Origin of the sequence: Bacillus sp. SN32, from assembly GCF_002837495.1 — a bacterium.
GTDB lineage: Bacteria > Bacillota > Bacilli > Bacillales > Bacillaceae > Bacillus > Bacillus subtilis.
In genome coordinates this window covers 17,870-37,109 of sequence record NZ_PJCT01000001.1, presented here as the reverse complement: position 1 = coordinate 37,109, position 19,240 = coordinate 17,870, and the positions used below count along the sequence as shown (strand labels likewise).

Here is a 19,240-nt window from a genome sequence, read left to right as displayed (position 1 = left end):
TATGTTACGCTTCTTCAGCTTCAATCACTCTGGATTGATCATGAAATGCCCCTTGATCAATTTCTTTTGTGACCTTACTTGTAATAAGACCGGATGTCATGCTTCCGCTGACATTCAAAGCAGTACGCCCCATGTCGATTAACGGTTCAATTGAGATTAACAAACCGGCGAGCGCGACAGGCATGTTTAATGATGATAAAACAAGAAGCGCCGCGAATGTCGCTCCGCCGCCGACTCCGGCAACCCCGAAGGAGCTGATGGCAACGACTGCGATAACAGTGATAATAAACACCGGGTCAAATGGATTTTGGCCGACAGTCGGAGCAATCATCATCGCCAGCATCGCAGGATAAATGCCGGCACATCCATTTTGGCCGATCGAAAGACCGAACGAACCGGCAAAGTTTGCGATTCCCTCCGGTACACCCATGCTTCTCTGTGTTTTAATATTCAGCGGTAAAGCACCTGCGCTAGACCTTGACGTAAATGCAAATACAAGTACAGGCACCGCTTTTTTCAAATAAATCACCGGATTCAAGCCGCTGAACGTCAGCAGCAGCAAATGAATGATAAACATAGTGATTAACGCGGCATATGATGCAATCACGAACATGCCCAGTTTTAGAATGCTGTCAAGATCACTCGTTGCAATTGTTTTTGTCATGATGGCCAGCACCCCATAAGGCGTCAGTCTCAAAATGAGTGTGACAACACGCATGACAATGGCATAAACGGCATCAACCAGTTTTTTAAATGTTTCTGCCTGTTCCGGCTGTTTGTGTTTTACGCCGAGGAATGCCACTCCAAGGAAAGCGGCAAAAATAACGACAGCGATCGTTGAAGTCGGTCTAGCTCCCGTAAAATCTAAAAACGGGTTTCCAGGCAGCAGTTCAACAATCTGCTGCGGCAGCGTTTTCGCTGTCATATCCTCTGATTTCTGCTGAAGCTCCTGTCCCCGTGAAAGCTCTGTACTTCCTTGGTCAACCTGAATCGCCTGCAGATCAAATGAAAGCGCGGACGCGATACCGACAGCTGCAGCAACTGCTGTTGTTGCTACTAAAATCCCGATAATCAAACCGCTGATTTTCCCAAGATTTTTTGTCAGCTTCAGCTTTGTAAATGCACCGAGAATCGAAATAAAGACGAGCGGCATGACAACCATCTGAAGCAATTTGACATATCCGCCCCCGGCAATATTAAACCAGTCGGCTGTTTGAATGACTATATTTGAAGTCGGGCCGTAAATCAGCTGAAGCGCAAATCCGAATACAATCCCCAGCCCCAGCGCAGTAAATACACGTTTAGAGAAGGAAACATGTTTTTTCTGCATAACAAAGAGCCCTAAGATAAGTAAAAATAAAATAAATACATGTAATACAACCAGTAAAGTCTCCAAAGCAGGTAAACTCTCCCTTCAAATTTTCTCATTTACTATATTACACTAATTCCGATGGGTCAAGTGCGAATTATTTTAACTTATCAATTCAAGTAAAAAAACCTTATATAATGCCTTTTTTGTTCTTTTCTTTCCCTTCCATCTTTAGTACCTTATATAAGGGTGATAATATTTGCTGAAAGAACTGTTTGTAAATTTGACCATTTTAATCACATTTAATTATCTCTTCACCCACCTGTTTAAAGAAAGGCTAGTACATAAAAAAGACAGCATATCTTTTCAAGCTGTTAAAGGACTGGCCTGCGGTTTGCTCGGGGTTATTCTGATGGTTTTTGGATTTACCTATCAGCATTCAATTATTGATCTTCGAAATATCCCTATTATGATTGCCGCTCTTTATGGAGGCTGGGTTTCAACGGCAACGGCCCTGGCCATGATCACTGCAGGCCGCTTGCTGATTACGATGAACACATCTGCACTATACTCGGTTATTATCATTTGTATCGCTGCCATTCCGTCACTCATTGTTTCTAGAAGAAAAAAAGTTCAACTAAAACATGCTTTCTATCTTTTAATAATCACAAATAGCTTGATCTCCTTTTCCTTTTATTTTCTTATAGATTTACATTCATACGAACTTCATTTGTATTTTTGGATCATATCAATAGCGGGCGGCATGCTCAGTTTATATATTATTGATCATGAAACAAATGCACATCTTCTTTTTAAACAATATAAGTTTCAGGCGCACTTTGACTTTTTAACAGGCGTGTATAACCGAAGAAAGTTTGAAGAAACCACGAAAGCTCTGTATCAGCAGGCGGCCGATACCCCGCATTTTCAATTTGCACTGATTTATATGGATATCGATCATTTTAAGACCATCAATGACCAATATGGCCATCATGAAGGAGATCAGGTGCTCAAAGAGCTGGGGTTACGTCTGAAGCAGAGCATCCGAAATACAGATCCTGCCGCTCGGATCGGCGGTGAAGAATTTGCCGTTCTCCTGCCGAACTGTTCTCTTGATAAAGCAGCCCGAATCGCTGAACGGATCAGGAGAACTGTAAGTGATGCACCGATTGTATTAACAAACGGTGAAGAGCTTTCAGTTACGATATCACTAGGGGCCGCTCATTACCCCAATAATACGGAACAGCCAGGATCCTTGCCCATTCTTGCCGATCAAATGCTTTACAAAGCGAAAGAAACGGGACGGAACAGAGTGTGTTTTTCAGAAAAAAAAGAATGAATTCAATGTTCGAATTCATTCTTCCAATCTGAAAGACGTTTCAAAGGCAGAAAAGCCGGGACAAGATCTCCCTGATATTCTTTTTCTATAAATGCCGCTGTATCATCAGCTTGATAAAGCTCAAGAATGGTTTGCAGCGCTTCCCGATCTTGATCCTCCGCTCTGACAACAATCAAATTCATCTCTTCCTCAGACATGGGTCCGCCGCTCTTTAGCGTATGCTTTTTCGGGTTCAGGCCCGCTTTTTTTGCTTCTGATGGTTTCATGACAAACACGTCGGCACCGCTCACTGCATCCTGTTGCCGGACAGCTTTTAATTTCAGGTGTCTCGGATTATCTTTAATCATATCAACTGAACCTGTTCCGTTAAATCCGTTTTTCAGCGTTAGCAAACCCGCTTCCTGGAGCACCGTAAGCGCCCTGCCAAAATCGAACGCTTTATCCGGAACAGAAACGACAGCTCCTCGCGGTATATCTCGGATTCGGTCATATCGTTTTGAATAAATGCCCATGGGCGTTATGTATGTCGTTCCGAGCGGTGCCAAATTAAGTTTGTATTTTTGAGTGAACGACTGAAAATATGAAATGGTTTGAAAGGCGTTGGCATCAATTTCTTTGTTAGCAAGTGCGATATCAGACTCCGCATAATCAGAAAAAGGGATCAGCTGAATATCCAGCCCTGCCTCTTCAGCCTTTTGAGCAATATAGTTCCATATTGCCCCGTCAGACTCAGCAATCCCGATTTTTATCGATTCATGTTCTGCAGACGGTGAACATGCAGTAAATGAAACGAGAAGAACAAGGACAAAACTGCATATAAGCCACTTTTTCATTGTGACCATACTCCTATCTATGTATTAGAGCATGCAAGCAATATCAGACATAAAAATCATACGCTCTCTTAGTTGATAAACGTTGTCATTTGTAATATTGATTAACTTTTACCTTACTCATATCCAATAAGGTTGTCAATTCCTATTACTTATCTTCCCAAAATGAAGAAATACTAAGGCAAACGTATGATCACATATCGAGAAAGCAGATGAATTTCCGCAAATAAATATCAAATTGAAAAATAAATATGGTATTTTCCGAAAAAAGTTTCAATAAGCAGTTGTTTTTTCCGAAGATTACTGGTAGAGTAAAGGTAATTATTTTTGTTCGAACTATCTTTAAGAAGAAAGTTTTGTAAGAGTTTTCGTCTTGAAAGTTTGTTAAGAGCAAGAATAGTGAATTTAAGCGTTATGATCGCTTTAGGAGGAAATTTCATGTTAGAAGGTAAAGTAAAATGGTTCAACTCTGAAAAAGGTTTCGGATTCATCGAAGTAGAAGGTCAAGACGATGTATTCGTTCATTTCTCTGCTATTCAAGGCGAAGGCTTCAAAACTTTAGAAGAAGGCCAAGCTGTTTCTTTTGAAATCGTTGAAGGAAACCGCGGACCACAAGCTGCTAACGTTACTAAAGAAGCGTAAGCATAAATTGATATGAAAAACTGCAGGTGCAAACCTGCAGTTTTTATTTTGACAAAAAAGCTGTTTTGCATAAGCAAAACAGCTTTTTTATTAGTTTGCAATATCCCGCTTCATGAAGATTCCGAAAGCAAGCAACAGGAAGATAATAAAGTATATCGCCAGCATGACGATAGAAAACGTCATAGTCATCCCTTTTATTAACGGTGTGCCATCCACATACTGAGTCAAGTCGACATTAGCAAACAATATATACTTTGCCCAGTCAAATTTCGCTGCAATAAATGCAGTTGCAGTCGTACCGGCAACCAACAAGAAGATGGAAAAACCAACCGCAAGAGAGCTGTTTCTGAATACCGCAGACAGCATAAACGCCATCGTCGCCACCATTAAAGCCGAGACGGATTCAGAAAGATACGTTGTGGCCAAATGCCCCATCATGTTTTGCTCAATGACATGGCCATCCTTATAGATTAAATGAATATTCGCGGCGGTTTCACCACCCGTTCCGAAGAAGATCAACCCTAATAAAGTAGAACCGATAAATAAAATCAACAGCAACAGGAGCCCAAACAGGAGAACTGTAATATATTTGGACATCAAAATTTGAAAACGGCTGAGCGGCCGAATCATTAATAGCTTAATCGTTCCCCAATTAAATTCGTTCGCGACAATTCCGGCCGCGATGATAATAGTAAACAGACCGGTAAGGATGGTAAAGTTTGCTGAATCCGTTACATAAGACCATACCGTATAGCCCGTGTCACTAGGGATATTATGCTCGATGCGATAGTCGTTGAGTGTGATTGTTTCTTTATACCCATCTTTCAGTGAAGGATCTTCTTTGATTTCTTTCTTTAATTCGGCGTTTTGTGCTTGAAGTTCTTGTTTCCAATGGGAATTTGATTCACCAGCAGAAAAATGATTCGCCAAAAATGCAAATCCAACCATTGTCAGCCCCAGAATTCCGATCATCACCCATGTTCCGGCTCGGCTGAAAATTTTGAGCCACTCATTATAAATCAAATTAAGCATGCTGAACCTCCTCTTTTGTTTCACCTGTCATTTCTAAGAAACGGTCCTCTAATGATTTTGTTATGACCTTGACCTCATAAATACGGATTTGCTGCATCACCAGCAATTCAATAACCGCAGGGACTTCCTCTTTAGCCAGTTTGATTTCTACACCATTTGTCTTACTCAGCAAATCGTACTGATTTAAAACAGCAGCGGCTTCACTCGGCTGCTCAACCTGGAAGAAATATGTATCATTCTCATCAATGTTTTCATCTTTTACATTTTGAATATCGATCAGCTTTCCTTTTTGCAGAATCGCAATTCGATCACACATCAGTTCCATTTCTGACAGCAGGTGGCTTGAAACGATGACAGCCATTCCTCTTTCTCGGGTCAGCTTCTTTAAATGATCTCTGATTTCTCTGATCCCCGCCGGATCAAGGCCGTTTGTCGGTTCATCCAAAATCAGCACTTTCGGATCGTGCAGAAGGCATTGTGCCAAGCCAAGACGCTGTCTCATCCCTAGAGAATATGTTTTCACCTTGTCGTGGATTCTGTCTGTTAAACCGACCAGCTCAACAACTTCATCAATTTTTTCCTTCGTGACACCCTTGACCATCCTTGCGTATTGCTGGAGATTTTTATATCCGCTCAAAAATTTATACAGCTCGGGATTCTCAACGATCGCTCCAATATGCTTAATCGCCTTGGCATATTCTTTCGTAATTGATTGGCCGCAAATGAGGACATCACCTTTCGACAGCTTCATTAACCCCACCATCATCCGGATGGTTGTCGTTTTCCCCGCTCCGTTTGGTCCCAAAAAACCGAATACCTCGCCTTCACGAATCGTAAAACTGAGATCATCAATGATCGTTCGGCCTCTGATGTTTTTAGTCACGTTTTTCAATTCCAACACTGTTTTCATCATATTCCTCCTCTTTCTAGCAAACTTCCATTTTTGATTTAAACCATTGCAAAACAGACATGCCTTCCTGTTCACGAATATCTTCTACTTCACGCTGCGCAACTTTTTCTCCATTGGCGAGGATGATTACTTCATCTAACAAAGTCTCAATTTCATCAATTTCATGTGTCGCGATCACGACAATCTGCTGCTCAAAATCAATGTACGACACAAGGCTGTTTACGATGGAATCCCTGACCATCGGATCAAGCCCGGAAAAAGGTTCATCAAGCAAGATGACGTCTGCCCGTCTCGCTAAAGCAAGAACGATTTTCAGCCGGCCCCGATTTCCTTTTGATAGCTTTTTGATCTTTTTTTCCGGATTCAGCTGCATCTCATTCAATAGCTTATAAGCCTGTTCTGTTTGAAAATCAGGAAACTGCGACTGATAAAAATTCACCATATCTTTAACAGTGAAATGCGGATAAAACATATCAAGCTCAGTAAGATAAGCAGTTTGACGCACCATTTCTCTCGTAACCTGCTCTTCATCAACTTTCACAAATCCTGAAGTCGGAAACAGAAGGCCAGCCATCATTTTCAGGGTCGTTGACTTGCCGCTGCCGTTCGGTCCGATCAGGCCATAAATCCGTCCGGATGATAGGGTGATTGACACATCATTGACGGCCGTATGGCGGCCGTATTTTTTTGATACATGTTCTAGCTTGATTTCCATTTTAGCCTCCCTCTGTGAATGTTTTAATCCCTTCTACCATTTCCTCTTTCGTTAGCCCCAGCTCTTTCATTTGCTTGACAAAGCCTTCCAGCACCTCTCGTGTCAGCTTGTCTTTCAGCTCGTCTACGATTTCTGCTTTTTCCGCAATAAACGTCCCTTGACCTCTTCTTGTCTCCACAATACCCAGCCTTTCCATCTCACTGTAAGTTCTTTGAATTGTATTGGGATTTACCTTAGTTTGAATCGCCATTTCTCTTACTGAAGGAAGCTTGTCTCCTGGGAGCAGCTCCTTCCTGACCAGCCTATAAAAGATCTGATCAGCGATCTGCAGATAAATCGGTTTCGAGGATTGGAATTGATTGTCCATATTTACACCTCTACTTTACGATCAAGCAGTTTTGAAGCCATGATGAGCAGCAAGAACGTGATGACTATAGCAATAGGAAACCCTAGCACAGACAGATGGATAGGTTTTAGTTCCAATCTCCAAACGTTATGGAAGTGGAAATCAAAATTGCAATAGACTGTTACAGGCCAGAAATGCTTTTGAGATTCAACCAAAGGGCTTATGATGTATTCATCGAAGAATAACCACATTGCGACCAACAGAACCATCGCAGCCCACCGCATTCCGCGCCAATTTCTGAGAGAGTGAAAAACAGTCCAAAACACAATGACTGTTACTGACATATCTAACGAAGAAATAAGCCCATACATATTCAGCAAAGCCACTGTACTCGTTATATCAACTTGATGCTCCAGCAGATTTTTTACAGAGAGCATATGATACATCCATATGCCATAGGCTGTTAATGCCAACTGAATCACAAATTGATAGAGCAAAGATGCTGCCAATTTAGAAGAAAACAGCCATAAGCCGCCATTTGGATTGTACAGCCAAAGCTGTGATTTCCCTTCCTTGCGAAGGTGATAAAAAACAAAAACAGGAGATAAGAAAAGCAGAAAAAAAGCAACTGCAACAAAAAAACCAAAAATGACTAGAGGTTCTTTCGTGCGAGAAGCTATAATATGGCCTGTTCCCAATAAGAAAATGATTCCGCATATCCATAATAGCAGCCACATTCTTGAAAGCTTGATATCTTTCTTTAATAAACCTAAAAAAGAATTCATGTCTTTACCTCCCGGAAAAAATCCTCGGTGTATGAGTAACATAGTACACTAGATCAAGATGGAATACAACATATTCCATGGATTTATTTGATAAAAACATAATTGATGGAAACAGCAAAAAAGGCAAACCCGCATGAGTAAACGGATTTGCCTTTTTCATTACTTTTTCTTATTTTTCATAGAGAGCAGCGCATCACGATAGCTGCGGTCCTGCATTTTGTCACTTTCCTCAGTGACCTCTTCTTCTGCATGAACTTCATCAGAATGCTTAAACTTTTGCAGCGCCTGCCTGTAAATATCATCACCCATTGTGTCACGCTTCTCTTTTGGAGAATCGTTTTTGACAACGGATGGCGTATGCTCGGCAGCCCTTGCTTCAGCAGGGTAATGCGCTTCGTTTTTTTCCTCTTCTGGAGGTGCGATTCTATCAGTTGCTTCTTGCTTCTCAGGTCCAGGTGAGGCGTTGCGGACGTTAAATGTAATAAGGGCCGCAATGACAATGACAGCAGCAATTATTGCTATAATAATGGCCATTTCAACCTCTCCTTACTGTCCTGCTGTTAGGTTTCCTGTAACTTGGCTGACACGTCTTCCCAACGCGCGTCCAAGCTGAATACCTTCCTCAGACATTAACTCATCACTGTCTACCGGACAAGTGACACCTGCTCCGTAATAAGAGCCATAAAGTGCGTTTTCAGGCACGTTGCCAGGCAGTCCGACAACAATCATGCCTTGGTGGAACATCGGCGTGATTAAATTGTGCATTGTCATTTCCAAGCCGCCGTGTGTTGTTGCCGTTGTGCAGAAGACAGCACCGACTTTGTTGATCAGCTCGCCTTCAGCCCACAAGTAGCCAAGTCTGTCGATCCAAGTTTTAAGACCGGAGCTGATTGTTCCGAAATGCCCTGGGCATCCCCAAATAATCGCATCCATATCTTTAAGCTTGCGGATATCAGCCTGATCTACATGGTCGATGAACACTTCAGCCGCGTCGTTTTCTCGCGCGCCTTCAGCAATTGCTTCTGCAAGCACTTTAGTATGTTCGCCTTCACTATCATACACTACATAAATTTTCATTCAGGAAACCTCCCTGTACAGATTAAGATTCCTTAGCTTCTTTTGGAGCAGGAAGTAATGAAAGCTCCTCTTTTTTCTTCTTACGCAATTTATCTTTTCTGACGTCACGCAGGAAGATACTTAAAATCAAACCTGCTACACAGAATAAGGTTGCCCACATAAAGGCATCATTTATCCCCATGACATTGGAATCGAGTGACGCGTGTTTATAAATATGTGAGTACACATATGTTTTCGCCGTATCATAAGACACATTCATATTCACCATTAAATTCGAAACTGCATTTTGGAACGCATGGAGGAAGTTCGGGTCCGCCGTGCTTGTTTTATCTGCAATTTGTGAATAATGGAATGTCGTCCGGTTTGTATAAATCGTCGTAATTAAACTTGTTCCGATTGATCCGCTGATTTGGCGAAGCGTGTTGCTCATCGCCGTTCCATGGCTGTTCAGACGGGCAGGTAGCTGGTTCATCCCGGCTGTCATGACTGGCATCATTAAGAGAGACATACCAAATGCACGAATTGAATAGATCAGCATGATGTGTGTATATGGTGTATCAATTGTCAATTGCGTGTATTGATAGGTTGTTACCACTGTCACGAGAAGCCCTATAATCGCAAGCGGTCTCGGTCCGAATTTATCGAACAAAATACCTGAGATCGGTGACATAATCAGCATAACGATCGCACCCGGAAGCAGAAGCAGACCGGATTGAAGCGCCGTAAAGCCGACCAGGTTTTGCAGATAGATCGGTAAAAGGAACATACCAGTGTAAAGTGCCACTGTAATAATGATATTAATGACACTCGAGAGTGAGAAAATGTCATATTTAAACACTCTGAAATCAAGCATCGGATCATCATGACGCAATTGCTGAACAACAAAAGCAACAATTGCAATGGCTCCGATAATAACTGTAGACAATACAATCGGGTCGGTCCAGCCGTCAGATCCGGCTTCACTGACCCCGTATAATAAGGAGGCGAATCCGACAATCGAGAGGATTGCGCCAAGAGTATCGAGTTTGATTTTTTGCGGCTCCACCATATTTTTAAAGATGAAGAAAGCCACAATGATAACAATTGCGCCGATCGGCACAAGTCCGTAAAACATAATGCGCCATGTATAATGCTCAATAATCCACCCGGAAAGAGTCGGGCCGACCGCTGGAGCAAACATCATCGCTAGCCCGAAAATCCCCATTCCTTTCCCCCTGCTTTCAGGCGGGAAAATTAACAGAATGGTTGTCATAACGAGCGGCTGCAAGATACCTCCGCCCACGGCCTGAATCAAACGGCCGATCAGCATTGTAGAGAAGTTAGGTGCGATACCGCAGACTAACGTACCGAGCGTAAAACAAAACATCGCGACGAGAAAGAGACTCCGCTGGCCAAATCGTGTAATCAGGAAAGCAGATAACGGAATCAATACACCGTTAACAAGCATGTAACCTGTTGTCAGCCACTGAATCGTCGTTGCACTTACGCCAAATTCAGTCATTAAGTGCGGCATTGCAACATTAAGCAGTGTTTGGTTTAGGATTGCCAAAAATAAACCCGCCATTAGCACAATCAGCAATGACATAGGGTTTTTTGCATTTTTTTCTTTGCCTGTAGCCATCTAAGACAACCTCCTTTCATGGTTTGATGACTGATCTGTTTTACTCAGAAATTTTAACAGATGCATTCATTCCAGGAAGCACCTTATCAGATGGGTTTTTGATTGAAATTTTCACAGGAATTTTTTGTGTTACTTTTGTGTAGTTTCCGCTTGAATTTGTAGATGGAAGCATATCAAAAGTTGAGTTAGTCGCATAGCCAATTTCTTCTACAGTACCGTCAAATGTTGTATCAGGGTCTCCGTCAACTACTACGTCTACACTATTTCCTACTTCAATATCCGCAATATCTGTTTCTTTAATATTTGCTGTGATGTATAGGTTGTCCATGTCAATCGTTTGTGCAATTGTTGTACCAGCTTGTACGGTTTGTCCGTTTTTCACTTCGTTTTTCACAATTGTTCCATCCATAATGGATTTTACGTCAACAGTTTGTTCGCCTTTGATTTTTGCAACTGTGTCGCCTTTTTTCACTGTTTTTCCTTCGTCCAGATCCCAGTCAGATACTTTACCTGCTGCTGGAGCAGTAATAGCAGCCATATCGCCCGCTACTTTTGCTTCATCTGTTTTTACGTAGTTTGTGCTTTGATAATAGTAATAAGCACCTCCAGCTATAATTGCAAGAACAACAATCAAACCGATAATGTTGGTCAGAATTAAACGTCCTCTGTTCATTTTGTTTTCTCCTTTCGTTTCATCCTCTATCATTTTGCGGAAAGCTGGTGAAAATATGTGAGAAGTTTTTAATTACCGCTTTTTTCTGAACAGCCTTCAGCAAGCTTCGTTAAGCTTCCGGCTAGTTTGCGCAAATACTGCAGCTGGGAGGTATCAAGCTTTTGGTACAAGCCAGCACCCATTTTTGCATATTGCACAGCGGCTTTTTCTATCAGTTCTTCCCCCTCTTCGGTTAACTGAATCATGACGATACGGCGGTCATCCGGACTGTCATATCGATTCATCAATTGGCGTTTATACAGAATATCTGTCATCCGCGTCACAGAAGCAGGCTTAAGATCAAGCGACATTGCCAGCTTGCTCAGCGGGGTGCTTCCGCTTTGATGAATTTTAAACATCAGCAAATATTGAAGGACTGTAATATCAAAAGGCTCAAGCACAATCTCCAATATCTTCTTCTGTTTTTTATATATCGCCCGAGACGTATCGAAGAGCTGTTCAAAAGTGAGCAAAGCACGTTCTGATTCAGTCAACTCCTTTTCACCTCATTCCTCAATAATAGTTCACAAGATAAAATATTAATAAATGAAAGAAGATTTGTCAAAGGAAAAATTTCTTTTTCTCCCGTATTTTTTTCGCAAGCGTTTTCTTGCTTTTATTAAATAAAAAAAAGCCCTGAAATGGGCTTTTCATTACGAAAATTGATGGCTTACACCAGACTCTTCATTTCTGAAAAAGTTCTTTAGAGCCTGAAAAACATCAGATTTCTGTTTTAAAATATAGTACTTAAATTTCTCATCTTTTACATTTTTATATGCAGACATTAACGTTGAATGCCTGTTGTACTGATTGACCTCGCCGTAACAGAATAGATTGGCCTTCTTCATAATATCATTGACCAGTTTCACACAGCGCGCGTTATCAGATGTCAGATTGTCACCGTCAGAAAAATGAAACGGGTAAATGTTATAGCGGGCGGGATTGTACTTTTCATCAATAAGCTCAAGCGACTTCCGATATACGGAAGAACAAATTGTTCCGCCGCTTTCTCCCTTTGAGAAAAAATCCTCCTCCGAGACCACTCTTGCTTCTGTATGATGGGCAATAAATTCAATTTCCACAGTCTCGTATTTTGTCCGCAAAAAACGGGTCATCCAGAAAAAGAAGCTTCTGGCCATGTATTTTTCCCAAACCCCCATACTGCCGCTTGTATCCATCATGGCTAAAACGACGGCTTTTGATTCGGGCTTTGTGATGTCATTCCACGTCTTATATTTCAGGTCCTCCGGATAAATTGGATAGAACGACGGTTTTCCTGACATTGCGTTTCGTTTAAAGGCTGACATCATCGTTCTTTTCTTATCAATATTACCGGTTAACCCTGTTTTACGGATATCATTAAACTCGATATCTGTATGAATGATATTGTCCCGCTCTTTTTGCTGGAGATTCGGAAGCTCTAATTCTTTAAAAAGCGCTTCTTCTAAATCCATTAATGAAACTTCCGCTTCATAATAATCCTCGCCTGCCTGATCACCGGCACCCTGCCCTTTTCCAGGCCCTTGTTTTTTGTCTGATCCATCCCGGGCCACAACATCTCCAACCTGGCTCTCGCCGTCTCCTTGCCCTACATGTTTATTTTTATCATAGTTATAACGGATTTTATACTCATCAAGTGAACGGATTGGGATCTTCACTACATCTTTTCCATTAGACATAATAATGCTTTCCTCAGTTACGAGGTCCGGAAGATTGTTTTTGATCGCTTCCTGCACTTTTTTCTGGTGGCGCTGCTGGTCATCGAAGCCTTTGCGATGGAGGGACCAGTTTTCCTCAGAAATCAAAAAATGGCCGCTGTCATTTTGGGACATGAATTCCCCTCCTTAACCATTTGTGGTCGTGATACATACGTATTCCGGCTTGTGCCAGATTATGAAACAAGTCTTTCGAAAAGATTTATATTCATCATATGCATAAAAGCACATTTAATTGACAAACTATTTAGAAAATGGGACAAAATAACCCGCCCTATTCGGACGGGTCACGTTGCTTATCGGTTCAGCAGGCTGCCGACATATTTCAGCAGCTCATTGGCGCTCGTCGAGTTGTAGCCGTGCTCATCAATTAAACGGGCCACGACTTCGTTTACCTTTTTCAGCTGCTGTTCATCCGGCGTTTTTGTTGAAGTCGTAATTTTAACGACATCCTTCAGATCAGCAAACAGCTTTTTCTGAATAGCTTCACGCAGTCTTTCATGGGAATTGTAATCAAACCGCTTGCCTTTTCTCGCATAGGCCGAGATGCGGATTAAAATTTCTTCGCGGAACGCTTTTTTGGCGTTTTCCGAAATGCCGATCTGCTCTTCGATGGATCTCATCAGCTTTTCGTCAGGGTTCATTTCCTCTCCTGTCAAAGGATCACGAAGCTTATTTTTATTGCAATAAGCCTCTACGTTATCGAGGTAATTGTCCATAAGTGTTTTTGCTGATTCTTCATACGAATACACAAACGCTTTTTGAACTTCCTTTTTCGCAATGTCGTCATATTCCTTGCGGGCGGCAGAAATAAAATTCAAATACCGCTCCCTGTCCTCGCTTGAAATTGATGGGTGCTGATCAAGACCTTCTTTTAAGGAGCGAAGGACATCGAGAGAATTAATCGATTCCATATTTTTTCTGATAATCGTTGAAGAAATCCGGTTGATCACGTACCGCGGATCAATGCCGCTCATGCCTTCATCATTATATTCTTTTTTCATATCCTCAACGTCGACAGAATTATATCCTTCCACACTTTCTCCATCATACAGTCTCATTTTCTTGACCAGATCAATATCCGACCGCTTCGGCTCCTTTAACCGGGTAAGGATTGAGAACATCGCGGCGACCTTCAACGTATGCGGGGCAATATGAACATCCGCCACATCGCTTTCTGCGATCATTTTTTCATAAATTCTCTCTTCCTCAGACACTTTTAAATTATAAGGAACCGGCATCACAATGATTCTTGAGTGCAGGGCTTCATTCTTCTTATTAGCAATAAATGAGCGATACTCCGTTTCATTCGTGTGAGCCACGATCAGCTCATCAGCAGAAATTAACGCAAACCGTCCAGCTTTAAAATTCCCTTCCTGTGTCAAGGAAAGCAAATGCCAGAGAAATTTCTCATCACATTTCAGCATCTCCTGAAACTCCATCATCCCGCGGTTCGCTTTATTCAGCTCTCCGTCAAACCGGTAAGCGCGCGGATCCGATTCTGAACCGTACTCGGCGATTGTTGAGAAATCAATACTCCCCGTCAAATCGGCAATATCCTGAGATTTCGGATCAGAGGGACTGAATGTTCCAATTCCCGTACGCTTATCTTCTGAAAAGAAGATGCGTTCCACCTTCACATCCTCAATTCTTCCTCCGTACTCTTCCTCCAGCCTCATGACATTTAAAGGAGAAAGACTTCCTTCTATTCTAATGCCGTATTCTCTGTAAAAGTCATCGCGTAAATGATGGGGGATTAAATGTAGAGGGTCCTCGTGCATCGGGCAGCCTTTAATCGCATATACAGCGCCATTATCTGTCAGCGTGTACGCTTCGAGACCTTTTTTGAGCATCGTGACCAACGTGGATTTACCGCCGCTCACAGGTCCCATCAGCAATAGAATCCGCTTTCTGACATCTAGACGTTTGGCAGCCGGATGAAAATACTCTTCCACTAGACGCTCCAGAGATTCTTCAAGCCCGAACAGCTCGCGGTCAAAAAAACTGTACTTCTTGCGTCCGTCAATCTCCTCTATCCCGCTGTCTTTTATCATATTAAAAACTCGAGAATGAGCAGATTGCGCGACCATCGGATTTTCTTTAATAATCTCCAAATAATCGGCGAAAGTTCCCTCCCATTTCAGCCGCTGCTCTTCCTCTCTGTACTGTTCAATTTTCTTTAATATATCCATAAGGACCTCCTCTATCATGTTTGATACACTATGCAAATAAGGTACTTTGATACAATCTATGCCGCCATCTCGTGATACATGCTTTGGTTTCTTAAAAATAAAGATACTTATACATCGTTGACAAGGCAGACTGCGACCGTTCATAATAAAGAAAAATACAGAATCATCCAGACTCGGACAGCACGGAAAAATTGAAGAGGGGGAGAGACGGTGAAAACAATCATCATGATGGGTGTCATTGTCACTTTTTTAGTATCAATTTTTACCGCAGGATACGAAAGCAAGCCTGGAAAAGAATAAAAAAGGGTGCTCCTGAAAGAGCACCCTTTTTGTATAACAGAACAATGTTTTACAGTTTTGTTTTTTCTTTAATCTGTGAATGCGGATCGCATTCATATTTGTTTTCGTACTCAATTGTTCCGATACTGCATCCCGGCCCGATGATCACTTCTTTTCCCCTGACAACTGCCGCTTCGGTATTCTCCAAATAAACCCGATCTCCTTCTATGACATCGGCGATCAGCTTCACTTTCTTCCGGTTAAAAAAACTCGCGCGTCTTTTCACTGTAATTGTTGTTCCGCCGATTTCCTGCACATGGCTTATATCATGGCTCAATCCCAGCTTGATCTCACCCGAATTTAATAACCCCGATACATCAACACAGCCTGTGACATGGAACATTTCTGTTTCACAATCACCTTTTACGCTGAGCTTCCCTTTCACATCGCAGGATTCTCCAGTCATATTCCCGCCAATTTCAGTCTGGCCTTTCAGATTGAATCGATCAAATTGAAGTGAGCCGCTGACTTTCATTGTCCCATATATATTGATTTTGCCGGCTGTCAGATCGCCTTTACATTCACTTTCTCCGAGCACACGCAACCGCTCAGTCTCTGCTTTTCCGAGAAAAAGGCCCGTTCCGTATATGCGGCAGCCTACAGCAGACAGCCCGTCTCCAACTACACCTTCTCCTTTGATGCTGACATTGTGATACGCGCCTCCTGCGGCATGCCCAGCGCCATATAATTTTAAATTTCCCAGTTTTGTTGTCTCCATTACGATCCTCCTTACAACTTTGTGGATGTTTCAACCGATGCGCTTGGATCACAGGTATAGTCCCCGCTGTATTCGACAGTTTCAATCTGGCAATCCGGGCCGATGACCACTTTATTTCCGCGCACGGTTTTCGCCTTTGTATTTGTCAATTCAATCACGTCACCTTCGATCAGCTCTGCTGTTAGAACAGGCTGCGACATCAATCTGAGCAATGTCAGCATTCCTTTTCTGCAGGTCACTTGAAGATGGCGGCAGCCGATCTCCCGCGCATAGCTTTCCCCTGCAGAAAGCTTAATGATCACCTGGTCTGCATTTAAAAGCCCGCTGATTTTGCATTTCCCTTCTGATTGAAAGGTTTCCGTTTCACAATCTGCTTCCATGACAGCTTTTCCGCTAATGTCAATGCCATCAGCCTTGACAGTGCCGCCAAATGTTGATGATCCAGCGATTTTCAATTGTTTTGCAGATACCTCTCCTTGGATAAAACCAGTGCCATTAATCCGGATAGATTCTGCTTCAACGTCTCCATGTATCTTTCCTGAACCGCTGATGGTTACCGCTTTCGCTTTGACGCTGCCGTCAGCTTTTCCGTTTCCATTAAAAGAAAAAGTATCACACTCCACGTCCCCGGCCACTGTCCCGCTGCCATTAATCTCAACAGATTGAAATGTTCCTCCCTTTGAACTTCCTGATCCGTTTATCACCAGCTTTTCCACTACATCCATTGATGGCCCTCCTGCATAAATGTTGTTTTTAATTCCTCTGAAGCTTTTAATAAATCTACCCGTTCCACAACCTTTACGGATGATTCAAACAAAATGCTGTCCGCCGCAGCCGCTATAAAACAAGTTGTGACACCGAGCTTGCGGAGCACAATCAGCTCCGTCTGTTTTTCAATCTCTTCATTATCATGCTTCTTTAATACCTCTGCAGCCATTTTTGCTTCTGCAAGGCTGACATTTCCAGACTGCAGCAGTCCCTCAAGCACATATAGCGAAAGCAAATCGCTGGATGAAAAAACCGGACTTCCTCCGTCTTCTGAATAGGCTTCAAGAGCAGGCCTTGAAACCAAACCTTTATGAAGCAATTCATCAGCGGTCATGCTGACATCCTTCATTTTCGGCGACAGCATTTCCCTCATTTCATCCAAAGACAAATTTTCTTTCATCTTTTGAATCATTGATATACGTTTTAAAATCTCCTCTCTCGGAAAAAACGTCTCTTGCCCTGTAAATGTGGATTTACGAATAAACCATTCCTCAGGTATTAAGTTTTTCCGCTTCCATCGATACAGCTGACCGTATGAAATCGATGTTCTTTCAAGTAATTCTTTTTTAGAGATTAATTGTTCTTCCATAAGTCCAGCTCCTTTGATGGGTACATTGTAACATAACACTGTTACGTTGTTAAGCCCAAAAACGAAACAAAGCATTTCAACATCCGCAAAAAAACCCGCCCATCATCGATGAGCGGGTTTTTTCACTATTTTAAATCACGGTAATTTTGCTGGCGCAGCGCTTCATAAACAAGAATCGCGGCAGTATTGGACAGATTTAACGATCTGACATGCTCTGTCATCGGAAGACGCAGGCAGCGGTCCATATTATTTTGAATTAAATCCTTTGGCAAACCGCTTGTTTCTCTTCCGAACACGAAGAAATAATCCTCGTCAAGATCAGTGTAATCAAATGATGTATGAGGCTGCTGGCCAAATTTTGTAATAAAGAAAAACTGGCCTTTTTCATATGCCTCAAACAATTCTTCTAACGAATCATGATACACAACGTTAACAAACTCCCAATAATCGAGTCCGGCACGCTTCAGCATTTTATCATCCGTTGAAAAGCCGAGCGGACGAATCAGGTGTAGCGTTGTATTGGTTGCTGCACAAGTACGTGCAATATTCCCTGTGTTAGCGGGAATTTCTGGTTGATATAAAACGACATGTAATGCCACAATGTTCACCTCTGTTTTTCTTATCCGCCCATCATTATAACATTAATTACTCTTTTGTCGTATCATCAACGATATGAAAAAAGGCATATCGTATTGACTGCGTGTATGCCGTAGAATCCTCATATGACCAATACCTCATCCGGCTGTCATAGGTCTGGGCGTTGACAAGCGGCATATTGCCTTTGTCCTTTGCCACGACAATCGTTGTATGATTAAAGCGGCCGTCTCCTTCGAAGTCATAGCAAATCACATCGCCCGGCATCAGTTCTTCCGCTGATTTCACCCGCACCGCACGCAGTCCGGCCTTTGAATTCGACAAATACATTTTCATAGAGTGCGCCACCGTCCAGCTGTAGCTCCATGAGCTTTGTTTCATCCACCAGCCTGATCCCCTGTTCGGATGACCGCGCATCGGCGCGCCTCCTGCATGAAGACACTGAGAAATAAAATTTGTACAGTTATCGCTGAAATTTTTATAAGCAGGATTGCGCTTGTTCCAAAATTTCTCGGCATATTGGACAGCGCCGAGACGATCGTATTGAAAAGCCCTGCCAAACGCTTCTCTTTCCTCTTCAGCTTCAGAATAGTCAATAATACTGGTCCCTTCATGAAATCCAGCCGGCTTTTTCGCAATTTCCTGATCACTAATCAAAATGTGATCATACAGGAAAGCCATTCGCTCCTCTATGTGCTCTTCTATATACAAGCTGTCATCTTGTTCCTTACACACGTATTCGTAATGGATGGTATACGAAAGGCAGGTCGTTCCGTCATCCTCAACCCGCACATGATTAATCACGGCCTTTGCTTTCGCTTTTATGATGTCAACTTTACGTTTTTCCAGAAGCTTTTTCTTACGCTCCATGACTTTAAGGTCTCCGACTTGAGACTCCTGTCTCATAGCATGCCCGTTAACCAGAAAGCCCAGCCGCTCCTCCGCTAATTGTTCTAAAATGTGCTTCAAGCTCACCCCACCCGCCATACTTTTTTATAGAGAAAAAA

The 19,240-nt window shown here is 42.4% G+C and carries 22 protein-coding genes; 2 read left to right on the top strand and 20 right to left on the bottom strand.

Translation table 11 applies throughout. The features are described 5' to 3' along the window. Positions 1-4: 4 nt before the first annotated feature. Complete coding sequence (tcyP, locus tag CW370_RS00300) at positions 5-1,396, bottom strand: L-cystine transporter TcyP (protein ID WP_003244685.1); 1,392 nt, start codon at positions 1,394-1,396, stop codon at positions 5-7. A gap of 172 nt (positions 1,397-1,568) precedes the next feature. Between tcyP and dgcK the strand changes: the two genes are divergently transcribed. After that, positions 1,569-2,648, top strand: coding sequence for a diguanylate cyclase DgcK (dgcK, locus tag CW370_RS00295; protein ID WP_003233417.1), 1,080 nt, complete (start codon positions 1,569-1,571; stop codon positions 2,646-2,648). Between the two features lie 2 nt (positions 2,649-2,650). Here the strand turns inward: dgcK and CW370_RS00290 are convergent, their stop codons facing one another. Next, positions 2,651-3,481: a MetQ/NlpA family ABC transporter substrate-binding protein gene (locus CW370_RS00290; RefSeq protein WP_024572925.1), complete on the bottom strand. Its 831-nt coding sequence runs from the start codon at positions 3,479-3,481 to the stop codon at positions 2,651-2,653. A gap of 435 nt (positions 3,482-3,916) precedes the next feature. On the opposite strand from CW370_RS00290, the gene cspB reads away from it, so the two are divergent. Continuing rightward, positions 3,917-4,120, top strand: coding sequence for a cold shock-like protein CspB (gene cspB / locus CW370_RS00280; RefSeq protein WP_003224086.1), 204 nt, complete (start codon positions 3,917-3,919; stop codon positions 4,118-4,120). A gap of 90 nt (positions 4,121-4,210) precedes the next feature. Here the strand turns inward: cspB and CW370_RS00275 are convergent, their stop codons facing one another. The 18 genes from CW370_RS00275 to CW370_RS00190 form a co-directional block, all read right to left on the bottom strand. Then, the gene (locus tag CW370_RS00275; RefSeq protein ID WP_024572924.1) at positions 4,211-5,152 is read right to left on the bottom strand and encodes an ABC transporter permease; all 942 of its coding nucleotides are present in this window, start codon (positions 5,150-5,152) and stop codon (positions 4,211-4,213) included. After that, positions 5,145-6,062: an ABC transporter ATP-binding protein gene (locus tag CW370_RS00270; protein ID WP_024572923.1), complete on the bottom strand. Its 918-nt coding sequence runs from the start codon at positions 6,060-6,062 to the stop codon at positions 5,145-5,147. Before CW370_RS00270 ends, CW370_RS00275 begins: the two co-directional genes overlap by 8 nt. A 16-nt stretch (positions 6,063-6,078) precedes the next feature. Next, a complete protein-coding gene (locus CW370_RS00265) occupies positions 6,079-6,777 on the bottom strand; it encodes an ABC transporter ATP-binding protein (RefSeq protein ID WP_015252494.1) in 699 nt (232 codons plus the stop codon). Between the two features lies 1 nt (position 6,778). Continuing rightward, positions 6,779-7,144, bottom strand: a complete 366-nt coding sequence (locus CW370_RS00260; RefSeq protein ID WP_015252495.1) for a GntR family transcriptional regulator — start codon at positions 7,142-7,144, stop codon at positions 6,779-6,781. A 2-nt stretch (positions 7,145-7,146) separates the two neighbouring features. Next, on the bottom strand, positions 7,147-7,908 hold the full coding sequence (locus tag CW370_RS00255) for a hypothetical protein (RefSeq protein ID WP_024572922.1): 762 nt from the start codon (positions 7,906-7,908) through the stop codon (positions 7,147-7,149). Between the two features lie 4 nt (positions 7,909-7,912). Further along, positions 7,913-8,068, bottom strand: coding sequence for a hypothetical protein (locus tag CW370_RS00250; RefSeq protein ID WP_003233426.1), 156 nt, complete (start codon positions 8,066-8,068; stop codon positions 7,913-7,915). Beyond that, on the bottom strand, positions 8,068-8,442 hold the full coding sequence (locus CW370_RS00245) for a hypothetical protein (RefSeq protein ID WP_003233427.1): 375 nt from the start codon (positions 8,440-8,442) through the stop codon (positions 8,068-8,070). The genes CW370_RS00250 and CW370_RS00245 overlap by 1 nt, the downstream gene beginning before the upstream one ends. 12 nt (positions 8,443-8,454) lie before the next feature. After that, positions 8,455-8,985 carry an NAD(P)H-dependent oxidoreductase gene (locus CW370_RS00240; RefSeq protein WP_003233428.1) on the bottom strand — a complete coding sequence of 177 codons (531 nt, stop codon included), beginning with the start codon at positions 8,983-8,985 and terminating at the stop codon, positions 8,455-8,457. A gap of 22 nt (positions 8,986-9,007) precedes the next feature. Beyond that, positions 9,008-10,606: an MFS transporter gene (locus tag CW370_RS00235; RefSeq protein ID WP_003233429.1), complete on the bottom strand. Its 1,599-nt coding sequence runs from the start codon at positions 10,604-10,606 to the stop codon at positions 9,008-9,010. A gap of 40 nt (positions 10,607-10,646) precedes the next feature. Further along, positions 10,647-11,312: an HlyD family efflux transporter periplasmic adaptor subunit gene (locus CW370_RS00230; protein WP_014476241.1), complete on the bottom strand. Its 666-nt coding sequence runs from the start codon at positions 11,310-11,312 to the stop codon at positions 10,647-10,649. A 35-nt stretch (positions 11,313-11,347) separates the two neighbouring features. After that, positions 11,348-11,812: a MarR family transcriptional regulator gene (locus tag CW370_RS00225; RefSeq protein ID WP_003233431.1), complete on the bottom strand. Its 465-nt coding sequence runs from the start codon at positions 11,810-11,812 to the stop codon at positions 11,348-11,350. A gap of 159 nt (positions 11,813-11,971) precedes the next feature. Further along, positions 11,972-13,150 carry a sporulation protein YhbH gene (gene yhbH / locus CW370_RS00220; protein ID WP_003233432.1) on the bottom strand — a complete coding sequence of 393 codons (1,179 nt, stop codon included), beginning with the start codon at positions 13,148-13,150 and terminating at the stop codon, positions 11,972-11,974. Between the two features lie 179 nt (positions 13,151-13,329). After that, positions 13,330-15,225: a serine/threonine protein kinase PrkA gene (prkA, locus tag CW370_RS00215; RefSeq protein WP_014476240.1), complete on the bottom strand. Its 1,896-nt coding sequence runs from the start codon at positions 15,223-15,225 to the stop codon at positions 13,330-13,332. Between the two features lie 349 nt (positions 15,226-15,574). Further along, entirely contained in the window at positions 15,575-16,282 is a 708-nt protein-coding gene (locus CW370_RS00210) for a polymer-forming cytoskeletal protein (RefSeq protein WP_024572712.1), read from the bottom strand. Positions 16,283-16,293: 11 nt separating this feature from the next. After that, complete coding sequence (locus CW370_RS00205) at positions 16,294-17,007, bottom strand: bactofilin family protein (protein ID WP_029946417.1); 714 nt, start codon at positions 17,005-17,007, stop codon at positions 16,294-16,296. Continuing rightward, positions 16,998-17,639: a YhbD family protein gene (locus CW370_RS00200; RefSeq protein WP_014479247.1), complete on the bottom strand. Its 642-nt coding sequence runs from the start codon at positions 17,637-17,639 to the stop codon at positions 16,998-17,000. Before CW370_RS00200 ends, CW370_RS00205 begins: the two co-directional genes overlap by 10 nt. A gap of 125 nt (positions 17,640-17,764) precedes the next feature. Then, positions 17,765-18,247: a tRNA (uridine(34)/cytosine(34)/5-carboxymethylaminomethyluridine(34)-2'-O)-methyltransferase TrmL gene (gene trmL, locus CW370_RS00195; protein WP_003233442.1), complete on the bottom strand. Its 483-nt coding sequence runs from the start codon at positions 18,245-18,247 to the stop codon at positions 17,765-17,767. 37 nt (positions 18,248-18,284) lie between these two features. Next, positions 18,285-19,220: an amidase domain-containing protein gene (locus tag CW370_RS00190; RefSeq protein ID WP_072592515.1), complete on the bottom strand. Its 936-nt coding sequence runs from the start codon at positions 19,218-19,220 to the stop codon at positions 18,285-18,287. Between the last annotated feature and the right edge of the window lie 20 nt (positions 19,221-19,240).

What these genes read in the sequence shown, in the direction of transcription:
- CW370_RS00230 (WP_014476241.1), bottom strand. Translation starts at nt 11,312, where the DNA reads ATGATAGAGGATGAAACGAAAGGAGAAAACAAAATGAACAGAGGACGT.
- prkA (WP_014476240.1), bottom strand. Translation starts at nt 15,225, where the DNA reads ATGGATATATTAAAGAAAATTGAACAGTACAGAGAGGAAGAGCAGCGG.
- cspB (WP_003224086.1), top strand. Translation starts at nt 3,917, where the DNA reads ATGTTAGAAGGTAAAGTAAAATGGTTCAACTCTGAAAAAGGTTTCGGA.
- CW370_RS00245 (WP_003233427.1), bottom strand. Translation starts at nt 8,442, where the DNA reads ATGGCCATTATTATAGCAATAATTGCTGCTGTCATTGTCATTGCGGCC.
- CW370_RS00265 (WP_015252494.1), bottom strand. Translation starts at nt 6,777, where the DNA reads ATGGAAATCAAGCTAGAACATGTATCAAAAAAATACGGCCGCCATACG.
- CW370_RS00290 (WP_024572925.1), bottom strand. Translation starts at nt 3,481, where the DNA reads ATGAAAAAGTGGCTTATATGCAGTTTTGTCCTTGTTCTTCTCGTTTCA.
- CW370_RS00255 (WP_024572922.1), bottom strand. Translation starts at nt 7,908, where the DNA reads ATGAATTCTTTTTTAGGTTTATTAAAGAAAGATATCAAGCTTTCAAGA.
- CW370_RS00275 (WP_024572924.1), bottom strand. Translation starts at nt 5,152, where the DNA reads ATGCTTAATTTGATTTATAATGAGTGGCTCAAAATTTTCAGCCGAGCC.
- CW370_RS00210 (WP_024572712.1), bottom strand. Translation starts at nt 16,282, where the DNA reads ATGGAGACAACAAAACTGGGAAATTTAAAATTATATGGCGCTGGGCAT.
- CW370_RS00260 (WP_015252495.1), bottom strand. Translation starts at nt 7,144, where the DNA reads ATGGACAATCAATTCCAATCCTCGAAACCGATTTATCTGCAGATCGCT.
- CW370_RS00240 (WP_003233428.1), bottom strand. Translation starts at nt 8,985, where the DNA reads ATGAAAATTTATGTAGTGTATGATAGTGAAGGCGAACATACTAAAGTG.
- CW370_RS00235 (WP_003233429.1), bottom strand. Translation starts at nt 10,606, where the DNA reads ATGGCTACAGGCAAAGAAAAAAATGCAAAAAACCCTATGTCATTGCTG.
- CW370_RS00270 (WP_024572923.1), bottom strand. Translation starts at nt 6,062, where the DNA reads ATGAAAACAGTGTTGGAATTGAAAAACGTGACTAAAAACATCAGAGGC.
- CW370_RS00190 (WP_072592515.1), bottom strand. Translation starts at nt 19,220, where the DNA reads ATGGCGGGTGGGGTGAGCTTGAAGCACATTTTAGAACAATTAGCGGAG.
- CW370_RS00205 (WP_029946417.1), bottom strand. Translation starts at nt 17,007, where the DNA reads ATGGATGTAGTGGAAAAGCTGGTGATAAACGGATCAGGAAGTTCAAAG.
- yhbH (WP_003233432.1), bottom strand. Translation starts at nt 13,150, where the DNA reads ATGTCCCAAAATGACAGCGGCCATTTTTTGATTTCTGAGGAAAACTGG.
- CW370_RS00200 (WP_014479247.1), bottom strand. Translation starts at nt 17,639, where the DNA reads ATGGAAGAACAATTAATCTCTAAAAAAGAATTACTTGAAAGAACATCG.
- CW370_RS00250 (WP_003233426.1), bottom strand. Translation starts at nt 8,068, where the DNA reads ATGAAAAAGGCAAATCCGTTTACTCATGCGGGTTTGCCTTTTTTGCTG.